The organism is Paeniglutamicibacter terrestris (assembly GCF_012271785.1).
In the GTDB taxonomy this organism is placed as follows: domain Bacteria; phylum Actinomycetota; class Actinomycetes; order Actinomycetales; family Micrococcaceae; genus Paeniglutamicibacter; species Paeniglutamicibacter terrestris.
In genome coordinates this window covers 1172362-1197464 of sequence record NZ_JAAWVT010000001.1, presented here as the reverse complement: position 1 = coordinate 1197464, position 25103 = coordinate 1172362, and the positions used below count along the sequence as shown (strand labels likewise).

The following is a 25103-nucleotide window of genomic DNA, read 5'->3' as shown; positions in this document are numbered from 1 at the left end:
AGTTTTTGGCATTTGACCGGCGTGTCTGTGGATAGCTTGTGGGTAACTGTGGAAAGAGGGCCTGTTTAGCCCCGGAATCTAGGGGTTTTTGTGTGTATAACGTGAGTTTACGCCGACGGAGGATGTGGATAATAAGTTTCTATCCACAGCTGTGGAGACATATAAGCCCTAGTCAGAGGGGATTTAAAGATCAACCATGCGGCTAATCCACAAAGTTCTCCCCAGACTGTGCACACAACACGCCACGAGGTACACAGGTTATCCACACGCCCTGTGGATAACTGCCTTGGGTTTTGCCGAAATGGGGTCTAGGGTGGCACTGTTCCCCACCTATTTCCACAGGTTCGTGGTGCCATTACGCACGTGTGATATTGCACCTAACGAATCGTCGGTTCTCCTTGAGACACTGGGGGTAGGTCATGAAGCGGAAACCTTGGGAACCCGCAATGCTTGAAGGGAAAAGCCCGTGTCGCTAGCCAGCTCAAATGCCACCTCCGATTCTCGAGAATCGGAGTATGGACGTACTCCACCGCAGGACCTTGTCGCAGAACAGAGTGTCCTCGGTGGCATGATGCTCTCCAAGGACGCCATCGCCGACTGCGTTGAAGTGCTGCGAGGACTGGACTTCTACCGTCCGGCACACGAGGCAATCTACGAAGCCATCATCGACCTCTACGGCCGTGGTGAGCCGGCCGATGCCGTCACCGTCTCGGACCTGTTGACCAAGCGCGGTGAAATCACCCGCATCGGTGGCCCGGCCTACCTGCACACGCTTATCCAGTCGGTGCCTACCGCCGCCAACGCCGGCTTCTACGCCGAGATCGTTCGCGAACGAGCGGTGCTTCGCCGACTGGTTGATGCGGGTACCAAGATCGTCCAGCTCGGCTACTCGCAGGACGGCGAGGTCGACGCCATCGTTAACGAAGCTCAGGCCGAGGTCTACAAGGTCGCCGAACGCCGCACGGCCGAAGACTACGTGCCATTGCGCGACATCATCGAGGGCACCGTCGACGAAATTGAATCCGCCGGCAGCCGCGGCGAGGGCGTGATCGGTGTTCCCACAGGATTCTTCGAACTCGACGAACTGACGCAGGGCCTGCACGGTGGCCAGATGATCGTCATCGCCGCCCGTCCGGCCGTTGGTAAATCAACGTTCGCATTGGATTTCGCTCGCTCAGCGTCCATTAAGAACAACATGACCGCCGTTTTCTTCTCCCTAGAAATGGGCCGGAACGAAATTGCCATGCGTCTGCTCTCGGCAGAGGCCAGCATCGCTCTGCAAGATTTGCGTAAGGGCACCATCCAGGACGAACAGTGGTCGAAGATCGCCACCACGATGGGCCGACTTAACGACGCGCCCCTGTTCATTGATGATTCGCCGAACATGTCGCTCATGGAGATTCGTGCCAAGTGCCGTCGACTAAAGCAGAAGCATGACCTCAAGCTCGTGGTGCTCGACTACCTGCAGCTGATGAGCTCTGGCAAAAAAGTCGAATCGCGTCAGCAAGAAGTTTCGGAGTTCTCCCGTGCCCTGAAGCTTCTGGCCAAGGAGCTGGACGTTCCGGTTATCGCGTTGTCCCAGCTGAACCGTGGTTCGGAACAGCGTACGGACAAGAAGCCGATGATTTCGGATCTTCGTGAATCCGGCTCGATCGAGCAGGACGCCGACATGGTCATCCTCCTGCACCGTGAAGACATTTACGATAAGGAATCGGCTCGTGCCGGCGAAGCTGACGTGATCGTGGCCAAGCACCGTAACGGACCCACCAAGACCATCACCGTCGCCTTCCAGGGACACTACTCGCGCTTCAGCAACATGGCCCAGGATGGCCACGGTTAGCACCTGTTGATCACCGAAGACCGGGCGGTTGGCCTTTCCCACGAGGAAGGCCAACCGCCCGGTCTGCTTTTGCCGGCAATCCCCGGGATATTTCGTGATGATCCAACCAGCGGGGGAGCAGGAAGGTGACGATAGGCTGGGATCATGAGCACACACGCCTTGCCGAAGCTTTCCGCACCCGCCACTCGAGCGTTGGATTCCGCTGGGATCACGAGTCTCGAACAGGCAGCAGCGCACGGGCAACGGGCCTTACTGGCGCTGCACGGATTTGGGCCTCAGGGCATCACGATCTTGCGAGCCGCCTTGGCGGAGCTTGGTCTGGAACTGGCCGACTGAGCCGTGGCGCTTAGCCCTTAGGCAGGATCGCGAGGTGCTCCGGAGTTGGCGTGATGAGTTCGGCATCAAATTCGTGGTGCTTTCGCACGTATACCTTGATGTACGGGCAGACGGGGACGATCTTGTATCCCCGGGCGACGGTATCGGCCAACGCCTGGGCAGCGAGCTTGCCGGCCAAACCCTGCCCCGCGTAAGCCTCGTCGACGACGGTGTGGAAGAAAACCCGTTCGATGCCCGTGTCTGTCTCCAGATCCCGGTAATGGGCAGCACCAATCACGTTCTCCCCGTCGATCAGGGCATAACGGCGGCGGTCGGCGAGGAGCTCAAAGCGAATCTCTGTCATCGGGTTCCTTCTGGTTGAGGGGTCGTTGAGGGATTAGGGGTTGCCAAAGAGGCGGCCGAAAAAGCCGCGCGGTTCGGTGCCGTCGGCTTCAATGAATACGGCACCAAAACCGTCGTAGCTGCCACCGTGCTTTAGCGTGATCGAGTGGACCGAGCGCAGTGCATTCTCTGCGTGCTCCACGTCGATGCGTTGAATCCGATACACCCGAAGCGGAAACCGGGAATGTTGATCTTGCGCGATGTCGGCATCAACCTGCCAGCCCGCGTCCTCGAAATGAGTGGTCGCCTCGGTGGCCTCACGCAGTGAGCGGAAGGAAACAAAATGTTCCATTTCGCGCTTGGACTCCAACTGGTCGCCCAGTCCCGCACGTTCGGCCAAAGCTTCGCGCAACTTGGCCAGTTCCTCGGTCAGTGACATGTTTTGGTTTTGCCCTTTCCTTGAGCCCGACGCGTTTTTGGCAGGGGTGGAGTTTTAGTCGCGGGGACGCAGCCGCACACTGGGCAGGACGGGTGCCGGAAGCGCAGCCGGCTGGTCGGTGGGAAAATCGCCGAAACGCCTGGTGCCACTGAGGGTTCCCTCGGCGCCGATCTCTGACTGCCAGGCCCTGCGGTACTCCACGACTTCCTCATGGGTGCGGCCGACAAAATTCCACCACATCAGGATCTGCTCGTTCAGTGGTTCTCCGCCTATTAGCAGGGCCAATACTGGTTCCGTTCCTGCCGTCAGGGTGATCTCCGGGGTTCCGGCCGGCAGATAGGCCAGATGGTCAACGGGAACGTGGTCGGCATCGAGGTTCAGGTCCCCGGAGTCAACCAAGAGGCCATGCTCGTGGTGGGCGTTAAGCGCCACGGTGATGCTGGTACCGGGTTCCAACCGAACCTCGGCACCGAGTAGTTCGGTATGTGTCTTGATGGGCGACGCGGAGAACTGGTCGAGTCCGGCCGGGTTGCGCACGGTGAGGTGGCCCAGAAATACGCTCACCACCCATCCGCTCCCGGTCAGCGGCTCGGGGCGGTGATGGGCGAATGTTGGCTCCATATGGCGGGCATCATCGGGGAGCGCCACCCATAACTGAGCACCGTGCAGGACGGTGGTCTCTGGCGTGGAGAACTCGGAGTGGCTGATCCCGCGGCCAGCGGTCATGAGGTTCACCTCGCCGGGGCGAACCATGGCATGGAAGCCCGCGGAGTCTCGGTGCTCAATTTCTCCAGTAAAAAGCCAGGAGATGGTCTGCAGCCCCGTGTGTGGATGGCGTGGAACAGCCATTCCGCCGCTATCACCCACGGGATCTGGGCCATAGTGGTCAAGGAAACACCACGCCCCGATGAGGCTTCGCTGCTTCTGCGGTAGTGTCCTGCGAACGTCCATGGCGCGTGGACCGCCGAGCGGAACATTGCGTGGAGACAAAAGCTCAATTCCAGCACACTGCGCATCGGCACCACACACGAGCTCGTCGGGGGCTGCCTCAAGATTGCTCATGGTTTCAGACTAGTGCCGAATCGGCGGATTTGGGATTACTCCGGACGATCTGCGTTTTATGCGTCGTCTCCGGCAGACAGTTGGTCTTCAAGATGGAAAACCTCGGTGAGTTCGCTCAGGGAAGGTCCCGGATCCAGCAAGAAATCGGCCATGTGTTCCTGCCAGACGGCATTTGCATCGGAGTTTTTGATGGCGGATTGGGCTGCGGCGAGGTCATCGGTTTCGAAATAACCGATCACCAGCCCATCGGGGCGCATAAACAAGGAATAGTTATGCCAGCCGCTACTCTTCAGCGCCATCAGCATCTCCGGCCAGACTCGAGCATGTTCGTCCGTGTATTCGGCGAGGCGATCGGGCTTGACCCGAAGCTCGAAGCAAACGCGTTTCATGATCTTTTCCGCCCCACATGTTTGTGTTCAAGGCCCAGCAGAGAAGCTGCAGCGGCAAGGTCCTGGGCACGGTGTCCTACGCACAGGGCCCAGTGGTGGCCAATGCCGGTGGTCGACCAGTCATCAACCCACTGGCCAGGATCCATCCCGAAGTCCACTCGGGAAGTTGTGTTTCCGATGGCCAGCAGTGGGCCGTCGGTGACACTTCCCTCCGAAGTGATGAAGGTGTAGCTGCCGTCGCGTTCCTCTCCCAGTCCAAAGGCCGTGACGGGTCCGTGCTGCACATCAAATTCAACTGAGACACCCCAGCCGCGTTTTCCGTGATAAACACCTAGCCCGCGCAACAGGGGCTGACCCGCGGAAATTTGGAGGTGAGCCGGTCCGTCATGGCCCATTTCCACAACGTTGTCGGTGAAATTGAGCGCTTGAATTTCGGTAAATGATCCGCCGGAACCGAGGGCGTTTGCGGCCAGCATGGCAATGGAAGTGCGCAATTCATACTCCCCGGCCATCGGGATGCCACGGGCCGTGAGCAGCGAGGCACCGAGGATCATGCCGGCACCGAGACGTTCATGCATTTCTCCGGCCAACCCGCGATGATAGTAGGCCAGTGAGTCGAGATCGAAGTCGGCAACCAACTGGTCAAGACCCACGGAAACCTTGGCGCCCCAGGCCAGATCGTCCCGGTTGACCGAGGCATCGAGAAGGAACACGTTCTCGGCCAGGCTCACCCGCTGTGCCACCTGCGCCTCGGTGACGGCATTGACGCGTTCACGCAGGTCATCGAATTCGAGGACTTCCACATGCGATCCGAAGTGTGCCGAAACGTTAAGCGGGTCGGTGGATACATCAAGCATGCCCGGGTAAAGGTGGCCCATCAGCCCGTGTCTGGCGGTGCGCAAGCGTCCGCGGATCGATGCCGCCGAAACCCAGCGATTGATCCGTTCCCAAGCAGATTCCTGGTGCAGATAGCCGGAGACCGAGCGAAATTCGATGCCAGCACGACGGAATACGTTGGCGATTTCGGGTACCGGGCACTGCCCGCATACGCCAACCATTGACCGGTGGTGGTGTTGGCGTGGTCCATGGCCGGTGACGGCTGTAGATCGATGACCAGCACCGGAGCGCCGGCACGTTGGGCAATCGGCAGCACCATGGAGGCCGTGAGATAAGTGGCGGCGAACATGACGATCAAATCGCAGTCTGCCCGACGCAGCGTCTCTGCGGCTGCCGCGCCCTGGCGGGCATCGGAGATGAATCCAGCGTCGATGACCTCCGCATCGGAGGCCCGGAGGCGTGAGGTGACATAGGTGGCGGATTCCCGCAGTTGCGGCAGCAGCTGCGGAAACTGCTCCCAATATGCGCCAAGTCCGCCGGAGACCAGACCAATGCGAGTTTTACGTCGCTGGTGGGGCGGCAGTATCTCGGTGAGTGTGGGGGTGTTTGGCATGCTGCATCCTTTACTGGGTAGGCGTAGCGTGCCGTAGAGCGTGGCGGAAACGGCCGCGCTACGCTGGGATCTGACCCGCTAACTGCCGCTGCCGGGTGCTGACCACTGAAGGATCTGCACCCGGCAGCTAGAGAAAAGTACGTTGGTTTAGAAGTCGTACTCGTCGATGTTGTCCTTGTTGAAAACCGTTGGCGGGCCAACGATGACCAGGCCACCATCTTCGACGGTGCGTTCACCGAGGGCGCCGGCAGTGAACTTGTCACCCGTGGCGCCGGTGATGGTGCCGTCAACCAGTGCCTTGGCGGCGTAGGCGGCTACCTCACCAAGCTGCGCTGGATCCCAGAGGGCGAATTCGGTGACTGTGCCGTCCTTGACGAAGGAGCGCATTTCGTTGGGCAGGCCCAGCCCGGTCAGTGCGACTTTGCCCTTGTACTCCGAGGTGGAGAGGTAGCGTGCGGTAGAGGCGATGCCCACGGTGGTCGGGGAGATGATGCCCTTGAGGTTCGGGTGCGCCTGCATCAGGCCCTGAGCCTCCTGGAATGACTTGGCGTCGTCGTCATCGCCGTAGACCTTGGCGACCAGTTTGATGTCCTTGTAGTCGGGGTTGGAGGCCAGCTCCTCTTCCATGAACTTGATCCACTCGTTCTGGTTGGTGGCATTGGCGGTAGCGGAGAGGATCGCGATTTCGCCCTTGCCGCCAATCTGTTCGGAGATCAGCTTGGTTTGGATCAGAGCCACATCCTTGGCCACCACCTGGGAGATGAAGACGTCGCGGCACTCGGGGTTGGTGTCCGAGTCGAAGGCCACGATCTTGGCCCCGGCGGTGCGCGCCTCACCCAGGGCCGAACAGACGGCATCCGGGTCGTTCGCGGCGATCACGATGGCGTTGGTGCCGGCCTGGGTTTCGGCATTGATGAAGGAGACCTGGGAAGATGCCGAGGCCTCCAGCGGGCCGACCACGTTGGCGGTGGCGAAGCCTGCCGCCGTGGCACCTTCCTTGCCGCCACCCAACACCACGTCGGTGTAGGGGTTGTTCAGCTGCTTGGGGATGAAGGTGATGGTGGCATCGGTTTTTGCCGAGCCGCCGGATTCACCGGCACTGGGGGTGGTACCTGCATCCGAACCTGCACAGGCAGTCAGTGCCAGGGCCGCGATAGCCAGAGAAGCTGTGAGTGAACCGATCCGACGTGTGGTCGAGATTCGTTGGGTAAACATCCTTGTTTCCTTCCTCAGTGGCGGAAAGCCCGCCGGGATTTGGTACGAGTGCAAAATCGTTGTTAGCCGGTGACGGATGGCTCGGCTGGCGCGGAGAGCTGACGGCGCAGTCTTCGCTCGTGCCGCCACCGGGTGATGGAGGCCGAGATGCTGGGCGCTATGACGGAGGCGATGAGCAGCAGGCCCGTCAGCGAGACCAGAACTACGTCCGAGACTCGGCCCAGGCGCAGCGCGTAGTTCAGCGAGCCAATCAACAGCACTCCTGCTAACACCCCGGGGATCGAGCCCTTGCCGCCGAAGATTGACACCCCGCCCAGTAGCACCGCGGCAATCACCGTCAGTTCCAGGCCCGAGGCGTTATCACTCCTGGCGCTGGTATAGCGCAGCGTCCAGAAGATGCCTGCCGCAGCAGCGACAACCCCGGAGGCGAGGTAGAGCCAGAACTTGGAGAGACCGACGTTGATGCCCACAAAGTGTGCCGCATCCTTGGAGTAGCCCATGGCGTACAGTCCGCGTCCAAAGGCTGTCTGGTGCAGGATCAGTCCAAAGATCACCACTACCACCAGCACCGGGATGAGCATGATGGGGATACCTGTGGCCCCGAGCTTGGACGAGGCAAGGGCGGTGATCTCCTTGGGGAAGTTCGCCACCGCGTTGTCCCCGATGACCACCAAGGCCAGGCCTCGGAAGAGTGCCAGGGTACCGATGGTTACGGCTAGGGAGGGAAGACCGACAAAGGCGATCAGCACACCGTTAAAGATTCCGGCCAGCAATCCCACCACCAGTGCCACGGCCATGGAGAGCCAAATATTTGATCCTCCCGCCCACATCATGCCCAACGTCGCGGAGGAGAGCCCCGCGATGCTTGCCACCGAGAGGTCAATCTCCCCGGTGATGATGATCAGCGTCATCGGCATGGCGATCAGCAGCGTGGGGATGACGTCGAGAATGAGGAAGCCGGTAGTGACGGGGGAAGCGAAGCGCGGGATGGTGATCATCGCATAGAGCAGGAAGACGATCAGAATGTAGATCATGACGGCATCTCGGCCGGTGTACCACCGGGGGCCACGGGCTGGTGTGGCCCCGGGCAACGCCTTGGAGGTGTCAACGCTCATGGTCGCTGGCTCAGACATTGCGACCCTCCTTTTCTCGCAGGTTCTTGGCGTGGCGCAGGGAGGCCAGACGGTCGATGAGGATGGCGGTGATGATCAAGACGCCAACGATGGCTTGTTGCCAGAATTTGTCCACCCGCAGGGCGGTCAGTGAGCTGGTGATGGTGTTGAGCAGGATCGCGCCGATCGTGGCGCCAATGACTGTGCCGCTGCCACCAAAGATCGCCACGCCGCCGACCACCGCTGCTGCCACGACGTCCAGTTCCAGACCGCTGCCGGTGGTGGCTCCCACGGCGTTGAAGCGGCTCGCATAGAGCACGCCGGCCAGACCGGCCAGAGCTCCGTTGATCAGGAACGCGGTAAAGACGCGGCGTGAAACGTTGATGCCGAAGAGTTTTGCCGCCTCGGGGTCAGAGCCGATGGCGTACAGGTCACGTCCCGGACGGCTGCCGATCATGAAGATCGCCAGGATGATGACCACGATGACTGCCACCAGGGTGATGATTGGCATGCCCAGCACGGTGTTCACCGAAAGGTTCCCGAAGGCCTGTGGCCGATCGCCAGCAAAGTGCTGCTTGGGTCCCGCCCACGCATTGTTCAGGCCACGGAAAACATAGAGCGTGCCTAGGGTGATCACCAGCGACGGAACTTTCGCCCACACGGTGAGCAGCCCGTTGAGTGAGCCAAGCACCGCGCCGAAGACCATCCCGATGAGTACCACCAGCACGATGGGCATGTTGGGGTTGGCAGCAAAGATCGAGCCTGTGCCAAAAGCCACCAGGCCCAGAATTGAGCCCACGGAGAGGTCGATGTTGCGAGTGACTATCACCATGGTTTGTCCGGCGGCCAGCAGCATCATGATGGTGGCGTTGAGCAACAGATCCTTCATCCCCTGTGGGGAGAGGAACAGCGGGTTGATGACGGCCGTGACCACGACGAGTACTACTAGGGCCACAGTGACGGGCAGTTCGCGCAGTTTTAGCCACGCGCTCGCCGATTTGCCCCCTTGCTTTGGTGAATTGTTGAGTGTTCCGATAGCCGGGGCGCTCATGAGTTTTTCTCCTTGGAGCCGGTGGCTGCGTGCATGACCGCTTCGGGGCTGGCCGAATCGCGGTCCAGGCGAGCGGTGATGAGCCCTTCGTGCATGACCAAGACCGTGTCAGCCATGCCTAGGACCTCGGGAAGTTCGGAGGAAATCATCAAGATGGCCATGCCGTGACCTGCAAGTTCGTTGATCAGCCGGTGCACCTCGGCCTTGGTGCCCACGTCAATTCCGCGAGTTGGCTCATCGATGATTAGGACCTGGGGTTCGGTGGCCAACCACTTGGCTAGGACCACCTTTTGCTGATTTCCGCCCGAGAGGGTTGAAACTGGCTGATCCATCGAGGACGTTTTGACCTGGAGCTTTCTGCTCCAGGTGGCAGCCGTCTGTTTTTCGGCCCGCGAGTTGATCAGACCAAAGCGGCTGAACTTGTGACGCAGGGTCAGCGCGGTGTTCCTGGCGACGGAGAGATCCATGACCAGACCTTGTTTGCGGCGATCTTCGGGGACAAAGCCGATGCCCGCGGCGATGGCGGCTCGCGGGTTGCCCACCGGAAGTGCGGTGTTATGCACAGTTACGTGGCCGGAGGTGCTCTTGTCGATGCCGAAGATGGCCCGGGCGACCTCGGTGCGGCCCGCGCCAACTAGTCCGGCGAGGGCAACGATTTCTCCGGCTCTGACCTCAAAGCTGATGTTGCTAAAAACGCCCTTGCGGCTCAATTTGTCGACGCTGAGCACCACCTCGCCAATGACGGTTTCGGTTCGCGGGTACAGCGCATCGATGTCGCGCCCCACCATGTCGCGCACGATGTCCTCCACGCTGACCGTGGCGGTGAGATGAGTGCCGATGTACCGACCATCGCGCATCACGGTGATGCGATCACAAAGCTCAAAAACCTCGTCGAAGCGGTGTGAGATGAATAGGATCGCGGCGCCGGCATCGCGCAGGGAGCGGGCAACACCAAAGAGGCGCCGGACCTCCGAGCCGCTGAGTGCCGCGGTGGGCTCGTCCATGACCAGAACCTTGGCGTCCAGTGAGATGGCCTTGGCAATTTCGATCAACTGCTGGTCGGCAATCGAGAGGCCCTCGGCGCTGCGAGCGGGATCCATCGGGACACCGAGGCGAACAAAGAGTGCTGCCGCATTGCGGCGCATCAGCGCGTGGTCAATGAGCCCGAGCCGATTCTTGGGCTGCCGGCCGATGAAGATGTTCTCGGCGACGGAAAGATCGGGGAAAAGCGTCGGTTCTTGGTAGATCACCGAGATGCCCATGGCCTTGGAATCGGCGACGGATTTGAATGAGCATTGATTGCCTTCGACGGTGAATTGACCGGCGTCGGGGGAGTGGACCCCCGCAAGGATCTTCACCAGCGTGGATTTTCCCGCGCCGTTTTCCCCGCAAAGGGCCAGGATTTCACCCGCCCGAAGTTCAATGGTTCCGTCGGCAAGCGCCACGACCGGCCCGAAGGTCTTTAGGGCTCCAGTCAATGACAGGACCGGCGTCGAATCCGGGGCTGTGGATACTTGCATTATTGTGTGCACCTTTGCGAGATCAGCGAGTGGACAGCCGAGAAGTGAATCGTTTCAACCGAGCTGTGGCCTAGATCATATGCGCGTGATTTGGAGCACGTCAAGATGGTTTGAGGCGAATTTGCGGAAAATCTTTGATTCGTTTCAATCGTGCGGCTATGGTGAGTGCTAGCCTCCCTTATCGGACAGGATCGCCCATGTTTTCCGTAGGTATCAAGGACGTTGCCAATCTGGCCGGAGTATCGGTTGGCACCGTCTCAAACGTGCTTAACCACCCGACGCGGGTCAATCCGGCCACCCATGAACGAGTCAGCGCGGCCATCGCCAAGTTGGGATTTGTGCGTAATGCCGCAGCGAGCCAGCTCCGCGCCGGGCTCAGCCGCAGCGTGGGGCTCATCGTGCTTGATTCGGCCAACCCGTTTTTCGCCGCGTTGGCGCGCGGGGCAGAAGACCATGCAGCGACCGCCGGCGTCAGCGTTTTGGTCGGCAACAGCGGTGAGGATTCGGCTCGCGAGGAAACCTATCTTGACCTCTTCGAAGAACAGCGGGTCAGGGGGATTCTGCTCTCGCCGGTCGGGGACATCACCCCACGACTCGAGCGACTCCGGGCACGCGGAATCGCCACGGTATTAGTGGATCGGCACACTCGCAACTCTGCCTTCTCCTCGGTAGCCGTCGACGACGTTGCCGGCGGCAGGTTGGCGGCCGCACACCTGCTGTCTTCGGGAAGAAAACGCATCGCCTTCGTCGGTGGTCCGCTGCATATTCGGCAGGTTGCCGACCGGCTCGAAGGGGCGCGCCAGGCACTGCGAAACGTGGGCCTCCCGGATCCGGAGATCCTTGCGACACGGTCAATGACGCTACCCGCGGGGCAAGAGATCGGCCGTCAATTGGCCGCGCGTGGGCCACAGGATCTACCCGATGCCATCTTCGCCGCCAACGACATGCTGGGACTTGGCCTGATGCAGGGGTTGCTGATGAACACCGGCTTGCGTATTCCCCAAGACATCGCGCTGATTGGTTATGACGATATTGCGTTTGCGGAATCCGCGCTCGTCCCCATGAGTTCGATCCGCCAACACGCGACCGAGCTGGGTCGACGGGCCATGGAACTATTGCTCGAGGAATCCGCCGCCGAGGGCGAATACGTCCACCGGCAACTGATCAGCACACCATCGTTGGTGGTGCGCGCCTCAACCAGCAGCTAGCCGCCAGCCACCGACTGCATGATCAGCACCTGCTCACCAGCCGGAACCACCGAATCAAGGCCCTGCAACGAACGGATGTTCTCCTGCCCGATGAAGACGTTCACGAAGCGGCGCACCTGACCGCGCTCGTCACGCACTCGGCGGGCAAAGAGTGGGTACTGCTCGCCGAGCGCATCCAGGATCCCGCGGACCGTGCCGTCGGTGGGCAGCGGGAGCTGAAGGCTTCGTTGGCCGCCCAGCGTGGAGGCCAACACCGAGGGAACCTCGACGGTAATCTCCGTCATGTTCTCGCACCGTTGGCCTGAGCGGCCCGGACGCTAAGCACATCGGGCAGGCGCTGGGCCACCGTGACAAAGTGCGCGCCCTCGTCGTTGCTGGCGAAGACTTCCCCTCCACGGGTACCGAAGTAGACGCCCACGGTTTCGGGGTGCTCGTCCACCGCAGCCGCATCGCGCAACACCGCGTTCCAGTCCGCATCCGGCAACCCAGCATGTTGTTCAATCCAGTTCTCCCCGGCATCCGTGGAGCGGTAGACCGAAAGTCGTCCGCCTACCGGGTTGCGTTCCTCGGCAGCCTTCAGCGGAATAGTCCACACGGTGCCACCCGTGCGTGGATGGGACAGCAACACGAATCCGAAGTCGGCAGGCAGACCCTCGGCGATGCTATTCCATTGATCCCCGGCGTCATCGGTGCGGTAAACCCCGCCATGGTTTTGCGCATAAAGCCGGTCCGGGTTTTGTGCATCTGCGGTGATGTGGTGGACGCACTGGCCGAACTCTGGGAACGGATCAGGGGCGAAGTCGACGTGGATGCCCTTGTTCCGCGGCTCCCACGAAGCTCCCGCGTCGGTGCTGCGGTACACGCCCCCGGTACTCATGGCGGCATGGACAACGTTTTGGTCCACCACATTGGGAACGATGCTGTGCACCGCGGCCCCGCCGAAGCCAGCACCCCATTCGCTGCGGTGGGGGTGGTCCCAAAGGCCACGGTTCAACTCGAAGTTCTCCCCGGAATCGGTGGACTTGAAAACCGAAATCGGTTCGCATCCGGCCCACACGACACCCGGTCGTTCCTCCGTATCGGGGCGCAAATGCCAGATCCGTTCCAGTGCGGTGTCCGTGTCCGCCGGGAACTTGATGGCGCCGCTCTCGGGTTCTGACCACGTGGCTCCCGCGTCGTCGCTGTAGACGACGGTGGGTCCCCAGTGCCAGTCGTTGATCCCAGCCAGGATGCGGGTCCTACCCTCCCTGGTGTCGATGGCCACGGAGGGGACCTCAAGATTCGCGAAGTGGGGTCCGGTCAGCGTCCACGCTTCACGGTCGGTACTTTCGGCGAGCCAGAGGCCCTTTTTGGTTCCGATGGCGAGAATGGTGCGTGCGTCATTGTCCATGACATGTAGTCCAGCACCGCAGCGCCCCGGATTCAAGGGTTAACCGTGAACCAGAAAAACCTCCGTGTACGTGGCTCCTCCTCTGGCTGCCCCTGTGTCGTTTCCTCGGCTGCGTGGGGATGGTGCGACGCCAGCGACGCCGGTATGGAAAGGTGGATTAATGATGCAGCCGAAACCGAAGAATGCCCGACGATGGTTGGCCACCGCAGCGATGGCCGGCGTCGCTAGCTACATCGTGATCGACGTGGTGCTTCAGTTCCTGCCACCGCACTACAGCGTGCTCCACGATGCCGAAAGTAATCTGGCGGTGGGCCCCTTCGGGTGGATCATGAATCTGAATTTTCTGGGCAGGGGAGTGACCACGCTCTGTGCCATTGCGGCCATCAATCGGGTGGGTCACGCTTCCGGACTGCGGCGCGGCGGGGTGTTTTTGCTGGCCGTCGGAGGCGTATGTTCGGCGATTCTGGCCTTTTTCCCGACCGACGTTGTTCCGGGTTCCGGGCTGGTAGCTGTCACCACCGCGGGCACCGTGCATCTTTTCGTGGCGGGTCTCGGGTTTCTGGCCGCGCTGGCTGGCATCCTGCTATTAACCGGCTGGATGCGCACGGTGAGAGAACTCCAGGGCACCTACCGGGCAGCGCTCACTCTCGCGGTCATCACCGCGCTGGGACTTGTGTTGCTGGGCCTGAGCGCCATTCTCGGATCCGCGTTTTTGGGGCTGGCCGAGCGCGTCTGCCTGCTCGGGGTTCTCGGCTGGGTGCTAGTGGTGTCCAATGCTATAAGGCGCTTTTCCCGGCGGAGCGCGCTGATCCCTCCTGTCGGCATGGCGAATTCTGAGCACGTTCCTCCTACTGCGTGAACGATAGTTTAAGGCGGATGAGAGATCCTCGAATCTTAGGACGTGTCTCCTAACCGTGATAGTTCGAGGGCTAAGCGACGTCATTTTTAGTCGCAGAGCAATAGTAGGTATTCGGAGGAAGCTCTATCGCGGACGAATTCGTGAAGCCTGACTGCGATGCAATGTAAACGATGCAGAAAACACACACCTGACTGGGTGACAGCAAGTGATCACGAAACGTTGCCACGATGTCCTGACCTAGAAAGTCCACCGGTCTTACGCGATACGGAGGCTCAGAAATGGATCCCTTGCTGAGACTCACGGCTGTTTTCTGGCTTCCGAGCTCGAAACGTCGGGAATTGCTGAACTTCCGGGGTACCTAAATTCTCAATAACGCGTCTCAGCGCAGCCGGCGCACTGCTGGGGATTGAGAGCCATTGACGGGACGGCGCGCCATGGCACGCTCTTGAAGCGGCACCTGGGCTTCAAATCAGTTTCCCCTATCGGCCAGGGGACCCCGTACAGGTTTATGGGCCGAGGACCCTGTACGGGAATGCTCGGTGGTGAAGCCAGGGAAAATCGCTGTCCCTCCTTTGGCATTGGATGAAGCTCTGGCGGCGAAGTGCTGCCAGATCCGCTACTTCTTGGAGATCCTCACGGTGGAGCTGGTTTTCGAGACCGTTGTGTATGCGTGGCGTTTCGCGGTGACCTTCACGGACATGTTCTTGGAGGCGTCGGCCTTGGCCAGCTTGTAGCTGCGCTTGGTGGCGCCCTTGATCGTTTTGCCGTTGCGGAGCCACTGGTAGCTGAGCTTTGATCCCGGAGCCCACGAGGAGACCGCGGCTTTTACGGTTTTGCCGGGGCGTCTGGTGCCGGTGACGGACACCTTCCCGGGCTTTGATGTCGCCACGGTGACCTTGGTGCCGGACTTGGGTGTCTGGGTCTTGGCGGTGTAGCCAGGCGCGGTGGTGGTGGCCTTGAAAGAGATGGTTTTCCCGTAGTCCGCTGCGTTCAAAACGTAGACCTGTTTGGTGGCGCCAGTGATGGACTTGCCGCCACGCAACCACTGGTAGGCGACCTTCTGCCCGGGCAGGACTTTTCCACCGTGCAGGTTCGCGTGGATCCGGGAACCGACCTTCGCCGTTCGTGTGTCGGTTTTCCCTTCCGAACCGATCTTCAGGGTTGATGATGGCACGATGCCCAGACCCACGGTGAATGATTTCCGGACGAACACCTCGTACCGGCGATCTGCTTCGTTGTACATCGACATCACGAAGGACACGGACTTTCCCAGGTCCTTGGCCACGAAGTCTTGCTCGATCGATTCGTTGTCAACGGTGCTGCCGTCGAAGGTCATCGCGACCGAAGGCGAAACATAGGTCTCGGCCCAGCCTGGCCCGGCGAAGGCCTTGACCCTGTCACCCACGCGAATGGTCGATGGCAGATTCATTTTGCCTTGACGTGCCTTGCCCGCCGGGACCACGAGACTTGCGCCGGTCACACGTCCATCAAGACTGAAGTAAGGGTTGGTGGTGTTGTCGAAGCTGTTGGCTCCCACGGTGAGGGTCTTGCCAACCCAATCAGACCCCACCAGCGCAGAGAAGCGCCCCCCACTTTCTTTGCGTGCATGGGCAAAGGACTCCTGGGTCTCGGTGTTGATCCATGAGACGAAGGTGAAAGGCCATGCTGGGGGACCAGCCGTGGGGGTAATTTTCCAGTAGAGACGCTCTCCGACGATGGGTTTGTTTTCAAACGCATAGGTGCCTGCTTTGGCTGTCGGTCTGTTCACCCACGCGACGCCAAGCTGCTCGGTAGTTGTCCCATCAACAGCCGTGAGAAGCGCCCTGAACATGATGTCGTGGTAGGGCAACTTCGTCGTGTAGGTCTGCGTTCTGACCCCGGTGGCTACCGCGAAGCCGTCCTTGCCTTCGAACCATTCATAGGTGGCGGTAGCGCCCTCGGGGATGTTCGCGACGGCAGTGACGGTGTCCCCGCCGTAAATCCATCCGTCTATCCGGTCGGGGGATGTCCACGCCGGCCATGAAATGCTTTCGATCTTCCCTTCGACGTCGTAAGGGCTGGGAATTTCAAACGGGGATTCTGCAACGACACTGGTCAGTGGCGCTGCAGTGACTGCGGGGGTGCCGGCCAAGAGAAGGGACGCTGCGGTCATGCCGACCGTCAGGTTGCGCAGGGCAGCTCGCATGGGGAACACTCCAAAAATGTGGGGACCAAGGTTCCCGGCCGTCAGGTATTGCTTGATCCTACAGGCGGGGTCCGAGACAGCCACGGCCCCCAATCTCTCCGACCGGGTCCAGTCCACACGCAAAGTCGCTCCCCGGCTCAAGCGAAGAGTCCTTGGTGCGAACTATGGAAGCCGGATTCGAGTGCATCAGTACAAGTATCGAACTGGTGTTGCCAGAGCTGCCCTCGGAAATGGAAACGGCCTACAAAGAGTATTCTCTACCAATTGTGTGCCTAGTCCTGGGAGGGAATCTAGGTTGAGTCTGCTGTTAGGCGCGACATCTCCAGATCCCTCATACTGCCGCGTGATTTCCCTGGGAAATACAAACGTCATTTTTGGGTATACCCCAATCTGACGTCAGGAAGTCAAGTCGGACTATGTGTGTTTTTTGACGATAAATGTCGCATTCTTGAAAGCGATAAATGTCGCGGGAATCGCGGGGGCGCTGTCCCAAAACAGGGGGAGCGCCGACGGTGCAAACGCGACCGAAACTCGTATCAGAATTCCACGTGTGTTGTTTCGAACCACCGACCGTTGGCTCGTGCTATGCGCACCCAGACCCAAAACCCTTTCAAGGGAATCTCCGTGACCCGTAGAAGGACGTGAACAAAGCGGTAGACGATCCACAAGATTTTCGTTCGCGCCTCCAGCGAAAGCGTCGGCTGCGAGATCGAGGCCACCCCGACACGGAAAACTGCCCAACATAACCGAGGGGGCGACACCGCCAACCCGCCGGGAAGCTAGTTCTTCCAGCGGACGACGACGTCCCCCGAATCGGCTTCGCGGTCCTTGGGGTCGCCCGTGGACCAACTCATGTAGTCTCCGGAGCAATAGTCCATGTTTTGGCCCTGCGAAGCTGCCACCACCGACAGGTCCTTGGAGCCGCGGTTGTACACGTAGTGTTTGGTGGCGAGATTTTCGGATCCACCCTGGTACGTCCACGAAATCAGGGGACCGCATTGGGTCAGCCACGAAATCTCAGCATCTTCGGGAGTTTGGAACATCTCTGTTTGGCGGGTGTGAGGGTCAACGAGGTATAGGTTTTTGTCATATTCCACCGCGAACCCACGCTCATCGGAGCCCCACAACCACATGGCATATTCCGCGGTGGAGTCCTCTGCCACGCGAAGGATTTCATCCCGTTTTCCTCCCGGCGCGTAGGAACTGATCGTATCCCTGTAGCCCTCTTCGCTGTCGTCCGGGACATCGACCGCAGCCAGTACCCTGTCTTCCCACACATACAGGGGACCTGTCGGCGGCTTCGCATCGGTGAGGGCCGGATCGAATTCGTCCCGCACGGTGCCGGGTTCTTCAAGGTCGACGGAAAACAGTTTCTTTTCATAGAAGTCATCGTCCGAATTGGAGCGTTCGAAGTTCCAATAGACCCTGCCGTCGACCAATACGGGAGAGCGGAGCATCGTGTGTTCCAAGATATCGTTGAGACCCTTTTTCCATGAACGCGTCGCCAGCACCCGGACCTCGGTGCTTCCCGGAGAGACGCTGAGGATTTTCCATCCCCTGCTCGAGGCATTCTCGGAATAGATTTCGCCCCAAATTATCCCTGCATCGGTCACCGTCATACCGGAAATTTCTTGCGCCAAATAGTCCTTCTTTGAAGTTCCCGCGACGGTGAACGGCTCAAAGGCCCCCTCAACGTAGCGCCCGAGGCGCTGGGATTCCGGATCGATGACATATCCGTTTTTCTCCTGCTCCTGAACCGTTTGGCGAGGTCCATAGACTCCCACCAAGGCTCCGGAGGAGTCCACCGCCTCGACCAGGAATGCCATTTTCTCGTTCACGAGGCCACGAGTCTCGGATTCTAAGGTGAAGTCCTCGTCTTTTGTTGCCACCCGGGCATGCTCGATTCCTTGGACATTGGCGGTGACCCTGGTGCCATCGGCCCACACCAAGGGAACAGGTGCCGGTGCCGGGGGTGCCGCTACGTTCGGGGGCTGTACGGCGGTTGGCTGGGACAAAGGCATGCAAGCGGTCAGTCCAAGGGACAGTACGGTGCCGACAATTCCAAGAGCCAAGAGGGTCCGGGTCCGCGACGTGCCCTGCATGCTACGCATTGGATTCGAAAAAGAATTAATGAGGAGTCCTTATCCGGTTTATCAAGCATGTGGACTAGTTTTCGAATAATCCTAGTTCATAGTCCGAGAGATGCCGGGGTGGTCCGCGGCTGTGCTCTTTACCCGGATCGTTTCTTCTCGGGGCGTGTTTTCTCGGGGCGGGCGTTCTGGCGGTGGCCGCTGCATGCATGCTGTGCGAGGGAGTTTTCCGTCGTGTAGCATCTTGACCTGGACGGGGTTCTTGAGGGGCACGAGGCATCCGGATCGGCGACGCAGCGCCAGTTTGAAAGCCCGAATTTGACGTTCAACAGGAACCGTTGACAAACAGAAGCGTTCGCTTCGGTCACGGCCCATCCCATGTCCTATAAACCTGAAGCTTTTTGAGACATTGGCACGAGACCCAATCCGAAAATCGGCTGACCCTGGGTGGCGGGGCGCCATGTGTCTCGAAAAGTCGTCTTGCCGTAAAGAGTCTTACACGGTTGGCATCGAGGGGTTTTGAGCCAAAATGGCGAGGTGAGACTTTTGGGATACACGCGGGTGAGCACCTCGAGCCGGGATGCGCAGCTGCAGCTTGATGCGTTGGTCAAGGACGGGGTGCAAAAGCGGGACGTGTTCGTCGATGTCACTTCCGGACGCAGGGCGGCGATCGAGCGGCCAGGGATGAAGAAGCTCCTGGAGTACGCCGAGGCCGGGGACACCGTGGTGGTCTGGCGGGTCGACCGACTCGGCCGTTCCCTGATCGATTCCCCCATCTACCCTCAGCCCAGCCTCAGCAAATGCCGTTGCATGGTATGTGGTCTGGCAGGTCAGCTATGAGACCAATGATGATGATTGGATGTGGCTGAATCGTCGCCAGGCTGTCTGGGAAGGGTTTTTCCCTGGGAAGCCCTGGATCGATGGTGAGATGTGTGGACGTGACTTGTCAGCATTTGATTTGGGGGATCCGGACGATCCCAAGGATGACCCAACCGATGAAGAATCCTTTGTAGTAGATGACGACCTGGGCCGTGACCAGTCCGTGGATCCGGCTCTTACGGAGAAAATAGAAGGCTTCACTCAGGAGTGGTTCGGGATGAGCAGTGCAGAGGTGCGCGAATCTGGGCGGCAAAAGGAAATGATGGACGCATCAGCGGCAGTGCTCTTTCCCAACGTGTATGCAGATCAAGATCCGCATTATGTAAATACCTGCCTTGTGATGGAGGAAACTGGTATGACGGTTCCCAGGACCCTTTATCTTGCTGGTGAACGCTGTGTCTTCTTTCCGGAGAAATACTTAACGCAGCCGGAGACTGACGCCGAGCCTGTGCCGCTTTACTTGGCTGCAAAATGCAGCGAAATAGCGATGCTGCTTCCGGAGGAAGACTTGTGGGAGCCCCTGCCGGATGCCACCGTACCGTTGCTCGTCGGTTCATCAAGTTGGCCGCCCAGCTTGATGGTTGTGTACAACGGGGTCAGATTCTTTTCCCCTTTGCGGAAAGTTGGTATGCGCGAATGTTCGCCGACCACTTAGCTGTTGCTTTCAAGGGGGCACCTGCAGGCGAGGACTGAGCTGTTTGAAAATGAAGGATGCCATTGGCTGAGGGCAGGGGGTATCGAGTGGCCCTGGGGCAGCGGTTGGGGTAGCTTCCCGGGACAGTATCTCGGGCTGTATATACGCGATTCCAGATGCTCCGGGTTCCCTCTGTTTATGCGCCTCCAAATATTTGCTTCTTGGTGATGGCCCGTCGCGGTGTGAGATCGACAAGCGGGTCAGTTCGCCCGCGGCTGGGCGAGATTACATTCCGAGGCATATCGGCAAGACCCTAGGAGTCACCTGCGCAATGGTCTACTGGTACCTGAGCCTGGCTGAGAAGGCCTTCATGGGCGTCACCGCACACGCAATGGTGGCGGCAATGGTCTAGACAAACCTCTGACGGCAACACACGATGCTCTGCTTTGCGGTGCTCGCAGACATCACACCAGCGCATGTCCGGCCGCATAGACTGGGTACCTATGGGTCGGCAACAGCAAGGATGAGTATCGTGAATCCGCCAAGACCGCTTGGCACAAGCGGTGGGTCGATTGTGGATCTGAGGGAGCACAACCTCTCGCAGGTGCTTCTGGTCCTAGCTGCAGAGTCCCCGCTCTCGCGCTCCAAGATCGCCGCACGCACGGGACTTGGGATCACCGCGATGACCAAACTCATTGCGGAGCTGCGCGATAGGCAGCTTGTCATCGAGGTTTCCGACACCAATCCGGCAGCGATGGGCAGGCCGACGAATCTCATCGCCCTGGCCAGGCACCACTGGGCCACCGCCTCGCTGAGCCTGGACAATGGCACCATCCACGCTTCCATCGGTGGGATTGACGGAAAGCACAGCACCGCATTTTCCGTTCCGACACCCATGTCGCTGGAAATCGACGAATACATCGAGTACGTCGGCATTGCCTTGAATCAAATCGCCGCGGAGTGCCGCAGCAGCGGACACGAACTGCTCGCTGTCGAAGCATCGGTCCCGGGGGCAGTCAACAGCTCCTCCGGTGTCATGATGCGCTCGATTCTCAACGGCTGGTCCCGCCCTTACCCGCTTCGCCAAGAGCTCCTGAACTTGCTCTCGCACATCGAAGGTGGCGTTTCTCCGTCGATCCTCGTGGGGATAGACCGCGCCACCAATTACTCGCTTTTGTCCCGGATCCGAGATCTGGAGCTGCCCGGTGAGATCGACTCGGTGGCTCACTTGGGCGGCCTCTATGCCGTCAGTGGCGGAATCTATAGCCGATCGGCGCTCGAGCACGGCTCAACCGGCCTGGCCGGCGAATTCGGTCACTTTGTCATCGACCCCGCGGGCGCCCAATGCTGGTGCGGCCGGCGCGGTTGCGTGGAAACGCGGATCGGGCTGGCGTGCCTTTACGCCCGGTGCAGCGGTTCGGGCATTACGGAGGCGGAGCTGGTGCCCCAGCTTGCCCAGCGCCACGAAAAAATGGTCGGGGAGCTACTGGCCCGAGCGCGGGCTGGCGAACAAGTGGTACTCCGCGAACTAGATCGCGCCGGATATTGGCTGGGAATCACCGTGGACACCATTGCCGCAGTAGTCAATCCACGGACGCTCATCATCGACGGCTACCTTGCCGCGCTGCAGGAGTTCCTCCGCCCCGAGATGGGTAAGCAGTTGGCATCCATCGGAGCGCTGCCCTCCATCGCGGAGCTGGGCATCATCTTCGCTGGTGACCCGTTCGCCCCGGTCAACAACGGTATGCACATCGCCGCCGGGCGCGCCGTGGCACAACACCCCGCGGCGGCCGCACACTAGAAAAACCCCCGAAACAACCTTGCGGGAAAAAGGTATCGACATTTTCCACGGCGTGGAATAATATGGTTGTGACGCGTGACACTGGGCCTCTTCTGCTCGTGGCCACCACGCACCTCATGCCTCCTCCTCACCAAGGACCCGTAATGGAAACCCAATCAACTCACCGGCGTGCAACAGCGCGCATTGCGGCCACGCCGCAGATTCAGACGCCGACCGAACAGGCCTGGCCGGCGCACCGGCTACGGGCTCGCAAGCCCGTTATGGCGGCAATGATCTGCATTGCGCTGGTTGGGGGCATGCAGGGCGTTGACCCCGCTCTGCATTCGGTTGCTATGCCGGCCGCGGCCAAGGCCCTTGGCATGGACCCTGCATTGGCATCGTTCCTCAAGAGCATCGGAACCATTGTGCTTGCCGCCAGCATGCTCGGCGTCGGAATCATCGGTGACCGGCACGGGCGCAAGAAGGTCTTGGTTGCCGGAATCCTCTTGATGGGCGTCGCGGCGTTCATCACCGCCGTGGCACCAAATCCGCTGGTTTTCGCCGTCGGGCGCGTGCTGATGGGTGTTTCCACGGCCATGTCCTTCGCCATGTGCCTAGCGCTGATCCCCACCCTCTTTGAAAAGAAGGACCTGCCCAAGGCCTTCGGATTGTTCTTCGGTGCAGGCGCCACCCTCATCGTGATAGCAACCTCCTTATCCGGATCGATCCAGGGTGCCTTCGGCTGGCGTGCAACCTACATCAGCACTGCGGTGCTGTGCTTGGCCCTGACCTTTACTGCGCTCCGCCTGCTGCCCGAGAACAACACCTCCGCCCAGCGGAAATTCGACAGCGTCGGCGTGGTCCTCGCCGCAGCAGGCCTCATTGCGCTTGTCTACTCGATCGGTCAGGCTTCCACGCGTGGCTGGGGCAGCCCGCTGGTCATCGGCGGCATCTTCACAGCGCTGGTCATCCTGGCCGGCTTCGCGCTCTGGGAACGCCGCATTCAGAGCCCTGCATTCCCCGTTGATTTGTTCAAGAAGCCCGCGTTCTCGGCGGCGTGCCTGGCGGGCGTGCTCTTCAACTGGGCCGATGCCTCCATGCTGGGCCAATACCCGGCGTTGGCGCTGCCAGCCGGGGTTCCGGCCTCGGCCGTCTCGGTGGTCGTCGCCGTCATGTACATCGGCATGATCTGCGGCGCACCGATGGCCGGCCTTGCGCAGAAGCGCTTCGGCGCGAGCAACCGCACCATGTTCACCAGTGGCCTTCTGTTGTGCGCCGCCGGTCTAGCAAGCCAGATTTTCATGAAGGACCCTCACAACATCACGTTGCCTGCTGCCGGCTTGTTCATTGTGGGCTTCGCGGTCATGTGGATGCAGAACCCGCAGAGCGCGGTCATCATGGGTTCGGCGCCGGCCGACCAGCTTGGCGCCGTCGGCGCGGTCAAGCCCGCCGTCGGCCAGTTCGGGTTCGGTTTGGGCTTTGCCCTGGCTGGACCCATGTCCACCATTTTCATGCAGGACGGCATCATGACAGCCCATGCCTACGGCATGGGTCTGGCGGCCCAATCACTCTTCTTCGTGATCGCTGCCGCGTTGATCTTCCTGCTATTAACCCCGCGCAACCGCCGGGCAACGGCGTAACCAGAGAGGCCACCATGAACGCGACAACGATTCTCCACAACGCCATAATTCTCACCGTCGATCCGGACTTCGGCACCGCTGAGGCCATCGCATTCAAGGACGGCAAGATCCTTGCCGTCGGTTCGACCGAACATGTTATGGAGACGGCCGGACCTGACACCGAGATTCGCGATCTAGAGGGCAACACCGTCCTTCCTGGTTTCGTCGAGGCACACGGGCACCCGACCGCCGAAATGAACTTCATCGGCCCGGACGCCATCGATATCCGGGCTTCGCTGTGCGGCAGCGCAGAGGCGGTGCTGGAGAAACTCCGCGCGGCCGTTGCCGAGGCAGAAACCGCCGGGCCAGGCGCATGGGTTGCTGCCTTCGGCTGGGACCCGCTGTTGCTGCCCGAGCTGCCCCGCATCAGCGGCACCTGGCTCAGCGAATTCTCTCCCACGGTTCCGCTGTCGGTCATGCACTACTCTGCCCATTCGGCGTGGGCCAACGATGCGGCACTGCAGGCCCTGGGCCTCGATCGCAACTCGGAGGATCCCGGTGCCTCGCAATACCTGCGTGACGAGGCAGGCGAGCTTACTGGCGAGGCACTGGAAATTCCGGCTGTTATGAATTTCATGGGCCCGAAGATGCATGCCGGTGCAGAGAAGTTCTCCGGGTTCCTAGACTTCGAGTTGCGCCGCATGGCCGCTGCGGGTGTCACCACCACCGGTGACCTCGCCTTTCACCCTGACTCCTATCCCTTAATGCAGGAATACCAGCGCGCGCACGAACCACCCGCACGCATACGCTCCTACGAGATGTCGGGAATCCGCGAAAGCATTCCTGCCCCGGGCACCGATCCCTTGATGGGCCCGGGCACCGCGATGTTCCGCCCCACCGGTGTGAAGGTGTGGACCGACGGTTCCCCATGGGTCGGGAATATCGAGACGAGCTTCGGATACGAAGACAGCGTCCAAACCGAATCCATCGGGCTGAGTGCCGGCCACCAGGGCTGCTCCAACTACACCGAGGAGCAGTTGCTGGCCATTTGCCGCCAGCATTACGCCAACGGCTGGCAGATGGCGTGCCATGTGCACGGCGACATTGCCGTCGACACGGTGCTCAGCGTTTTTGAGCAGGTTCAACGTGAATTCCCGCGCGCCGACGGCCGCCTGCGGATGGAGCATTGCGGCTCCATCACCCCCGAACAGGTGAAGAGGGCTTGGGAACTTGGCGTGGGCATCTCATTCTTTGTCGCGCACATCCACTACTACGGGGATATCCTGTCGGGTCTTTTCGGCGAAAATGCCGAGGCGTGGACTCCCGCAGGGGCCGCGGCGGAGGTTGGAATGCGCTTCTCGCTGCACAACGATCCGCCGGTGACGCCTGAATCACCCTTGATCAACATGCAGGCGGCGATTCTCCGCCAGACGCCATCGGGCAAGGTTCTGGGACCGCAGTTCCGCATAGGAATCCGCGATGCGCTCAAGGCACAAACTATCGATGCGGCGTGGCAGCTTTTTTCCGACCACGAGGTTGGGTCGCTGGAGGCCGGGAAACTTGCCGACATCGTCATCTTGGAACGGAATCCCCTAGAAGTTCCCGCCACCGAGTTGGGGGACATCCGGATCCTAGAAACTTGGGTCAACGGTCGCCGCATCCCCGCCGGCATCTCGGTGGATGCCGTATAGGTGTAGCGATAAATCAGGGGTCGCGAGGTGCAG

22 protein-coding genes and 1 pseudogene are annotated in these 25103 nt (G+C 60.4%); 9 read left to right on the top strand and 14 right to left on the bottom strand.

Features of this window, described 5'->3' with window-relative positions; genetic code table 11:
* Positions 1-466: 466 nt before the first annotated feature.
* Complete coding sequence (gene dnaB, locus HED64_RS05295; protein WP_132360641.1) at positions 467-1840, top strand: replicative DNA helicase; 1374 nt, start codon at positions 467-469, stop codon at positions 1838-1840.
* A 144-nt stretch (positions 1841-1984) separates the two neighbouring features.
* Positions 1985-2176: a helix-hairpin-helix domain-containing protein gene (locus HED64_RS05290; protein ID WP_168150991.1), complete on the top strand. Its 192-nt coding sequence runs from the start codon at positions 1985-1987 to the stop codon at positions 2174-2176.
* A 10-nt stretch (positions 2177-2186) separates the two neighbouring features.
* Here the strand turns inward: HED64_RS05290 and HED64_RS05285 are convergent, their stop codons facing one another.
* The 10 genes from HED64_RS05285 to HED64_RS05245 form a co-directional block, all read right to left on the bottom strand.
* A complete protein-coding gene (locus HED64_RS05285) occupies positions 2187-2519 on the bottom strand; it encodes a GNAT family N-acetyltransferase (protein ID WP_168150990.1) in 333 nt (110 codons plus the stop codon).
* A gap of 33 nt (positions 2520-2552) precedes the next feature.
* Positions 2553-2936 (bottom strand): ribonuclease E inhibitor RraB, encoded by a 384-nt coding sequence (locus HED64_RS05280; protein ID WP_168150989.1) that lies wholly within the window; start codon positions 2934-2936, stop codon positions 2553-2555.
* Positions 2937-2990: 54 nt separating this feature from the next.
* Positions 2991-3998, bottom strand: coding sequence for a pirin family protein (locus HED64_RS05275; protein WP_168150988.1), 1008 nt, complete (start codon positions 3996-3998; stop codon positions 2991-2993).
* Between the two features lie 56 nt (positions 3999-4054).
* Positions 4055-4387, bottom strand: coding sequence for an L-rhamnose mutarotase (locus HED64_RS05270; protein WP_168150987.1), 333 nt, complete (start codon positions 4385-4387; stop codon positions 4055-4057).
* Positions 4384-5265 (bottom strand): hypothetical protein, encoded by an 882-nt coding sequence (locus HED64_RS05265; RefSeq protein WP_425351774.1) that lies wholly within the window; start codon positions 5263-5265, stop codon positions 4384-4386. Before HED64_RS05265 ends, HED64_RS05270 begins: the two co-directional genes overlap by 4 nt.
* Positions 5265-5837 (bottom strand): hypothetical protein, encoded by a 573-nt coding sequence (locus HED64_RS19795; RefSeq protein WP_245325630.1) that lies wholly within the window; start codon positions 5835-5837, stop codon positions 5265-5267. The genes HED64_RS05265 and HED64_RS19795 overlap by 1 nt, the downstream gene beginning before the upstream one ends.
* 147 nt (positions 5838-5984) lie before the next feature.
* Positions 5985-7052, bottom strand: a complete 1068-nt coding sequence (rhaS, locus tag HED64_RS05260) for a rhamnose ABC transporter substrate-binding protein (protein WP_210149208.1) — start codon at positions 7050-7052, stop codon at positions 5985-5987.
* A 62-nt stretch (positions 7053-7114) separates the two neighbouring features.
* On the bottom strand, positions 7115-8185 hold the full coding sequence (locus tag HED64_RS05255; RefSeq protein WP_168150986.1) for an ABC transporter permease: 1071 nt from the start codon (positions 8183-8185) through the stop codon (positions 7115-7117).
* Positions 8178-9215, bottom strand: coding sequence for an ABC transporter permease (locus HED64_RS05250; protein ID WP_168150985.1), 1038 nt, complete (start codon positions 9213-9215; stop codon positions 8178-8180). Before HED64_RS05250 ends, HED64_RS05255 begins: the two co-directional genes overlap by 8 nt.
* Complete coding sequence (locus HED64_RS05245) at positions 9212-10735, bottom strand: sugar ABC transporter ATP-binding protein (RefSeq protein WP_168150984.1); 1524 nt, start codon at positions 10733-10735, stop codon at positions 9212-9214. Before HED64_RS05245 ends, HED64_RS05250 begins: the two co-directional genes overlap by 4 nt.
* A 197-nt stretch (positions 10736-10932) precedes the next feature.
* On the opposite strand from HED64_RS05245, the gene HED64_RS05240 reads away from it, so the two are divergent.
* A complete protein-coding gene (locus HED64_RS05240; RefSeq protein WP_168150983.1) occupies positions 10933-11943 on the top strand; it encodes a LacI family DNA-binding transcriptional regulator in 1011 nt (336 codons plus the stop codon).
* Here the strand turns inward: HED64_RS05240 and HED64_RS05235 are convergent.
* Together HED64_RS05235 and HED64_RS05230 are read right to left on the bottom strand one after the other, a co-directional pair.
* The gene (locus HED64_RS05235) at positions 11940-12227 is read right to left on the bottom strand and encodes a MoaD/ThiS family protein (protein WP_168150982.1); all 288 of its coding nucleotides are present in this window, start codon (positions 12225-12227) and stop codon (positions 11940-11942) included. The two genes, HED64_RS05240 and HED64_RS05235, sit on opposite strands and share 4 nt — an antisense overlap.
* Positions 12224-13333 carry a WD40/YVTN/BNR-like repeat-containing protein gene (locus HED64_RS05230; RefSeq protein ID WP_168150981.1) on the bottom strand — a complete coding sequence of 370 codons (1110 nt, stop codon included), beginning with the start codon at positions 13331-13333 and terminating at the stop codon, positions 12224-12226. The genes HED64_RS05235 and HED64_RS05230 overlap by 4 nt, the downstream gene beginning before the upstream one ends.
* A 160-nt stretch (positions 13334-13493) precedes the next feature.
* Here HED64_RS05230 and HED64_RS05225 point away from each other — a divergent pair, with 160 nt between their 5' ends.
* Positions 13494-14192: a DUF998 domain-containing protein gene (locus tag HED64_RS05225; RefSeq protein WP_168150980.1), complete on the top strand. Its 699-nt coding sequence runs from the start codon at positions 13494-13496 to the stop codon at positions 14190-14192.
* Between the two features lie 616 nt (positions 14193-14808).
* Here the strand turns inward: HED64_RS05225 and HED64_RS05220 are convergent.
* Both HED64_RS05220 and HED64_RS05215 read right to left on the bottom strand, forming a co-directional pair.
* Positions 14809-16377, bottom strand: coding sequence for a hypothetical protein (locus HED64_RS05220; protein WP_168150979.1), 1569 nt, complete (start codon positions 16375-16377; stop codon positions 14809-14811).
* A 779-nt stretch (positions 16378-17156) separates the two neighbouring features.
* Positions 17157-18398: a hypothetical protein gene (locus tag HED64_RS05215; protein WP_168150978.1), complete on the bottom strand. Its 1242-nt coding sequence runs from the start codon at positions 18396-18398 to the stop codon at positions 17157-17159.
* Between the two features lie 606 nt (positions 18399-19004).
* On the opposite strand from HED64_RS05215, the pseudogene HED64_RS05210 reads away from it, so the two are divergent.
* From HED64_RS05210 to HED64_RS05190, 5 genes and pseudogenes are all read left to right on the top strand, one after another.
* A pseudogene (locus HED64_RS05210) lies at positions 19005-19235 on the top strand (recombinase family protein); the annotation flags it as partial.
* Between the two features lie 91 nt (positions 19236-19326).
* A complete protein-coding gene (locus HED64_RS05205; RefSeq protein ID WP_168150977.1) occupies positions 19327-20001 on the top strand; it encodes a hypothetical protein in 675 nt (224 codons plus the stop codon).
* Positions 20002-20512: 511 nt separating this feature from the next.
* Positions 20513-21781, top strand: coding sequence for an ROK family protein (locus HED64_RS20150; protein WP_168150976.1), 1269 nt, complete (start codon positions 20513-20515; stop codon positions 21779-21781).
* A gap of 143 nt (positions 21782-21924) precedes the next feature.
* A complete protein-coding gene (locus HED64_RS05195; RefSeq protein WP_168150975.1) occupies positions 21925-23400 on the top strand; it encodes an MFS transporter in 1476 nt (491 codons plus the stop codon).
* A 14-nt stretch (positions 23401-23414) separates the two neighbouring features.
* On the top strand, positions 23415-25070 hold the full coding sequence (locus HED64_RS05190) for an amidohydrolase (protein ID WP_168150974.1): 1656 nt from the start codon (positions 23415-23417) through the stop codon (positions 25068-25070).
* Positions 25071-25103: the final 33 nt, after the last annotated feature.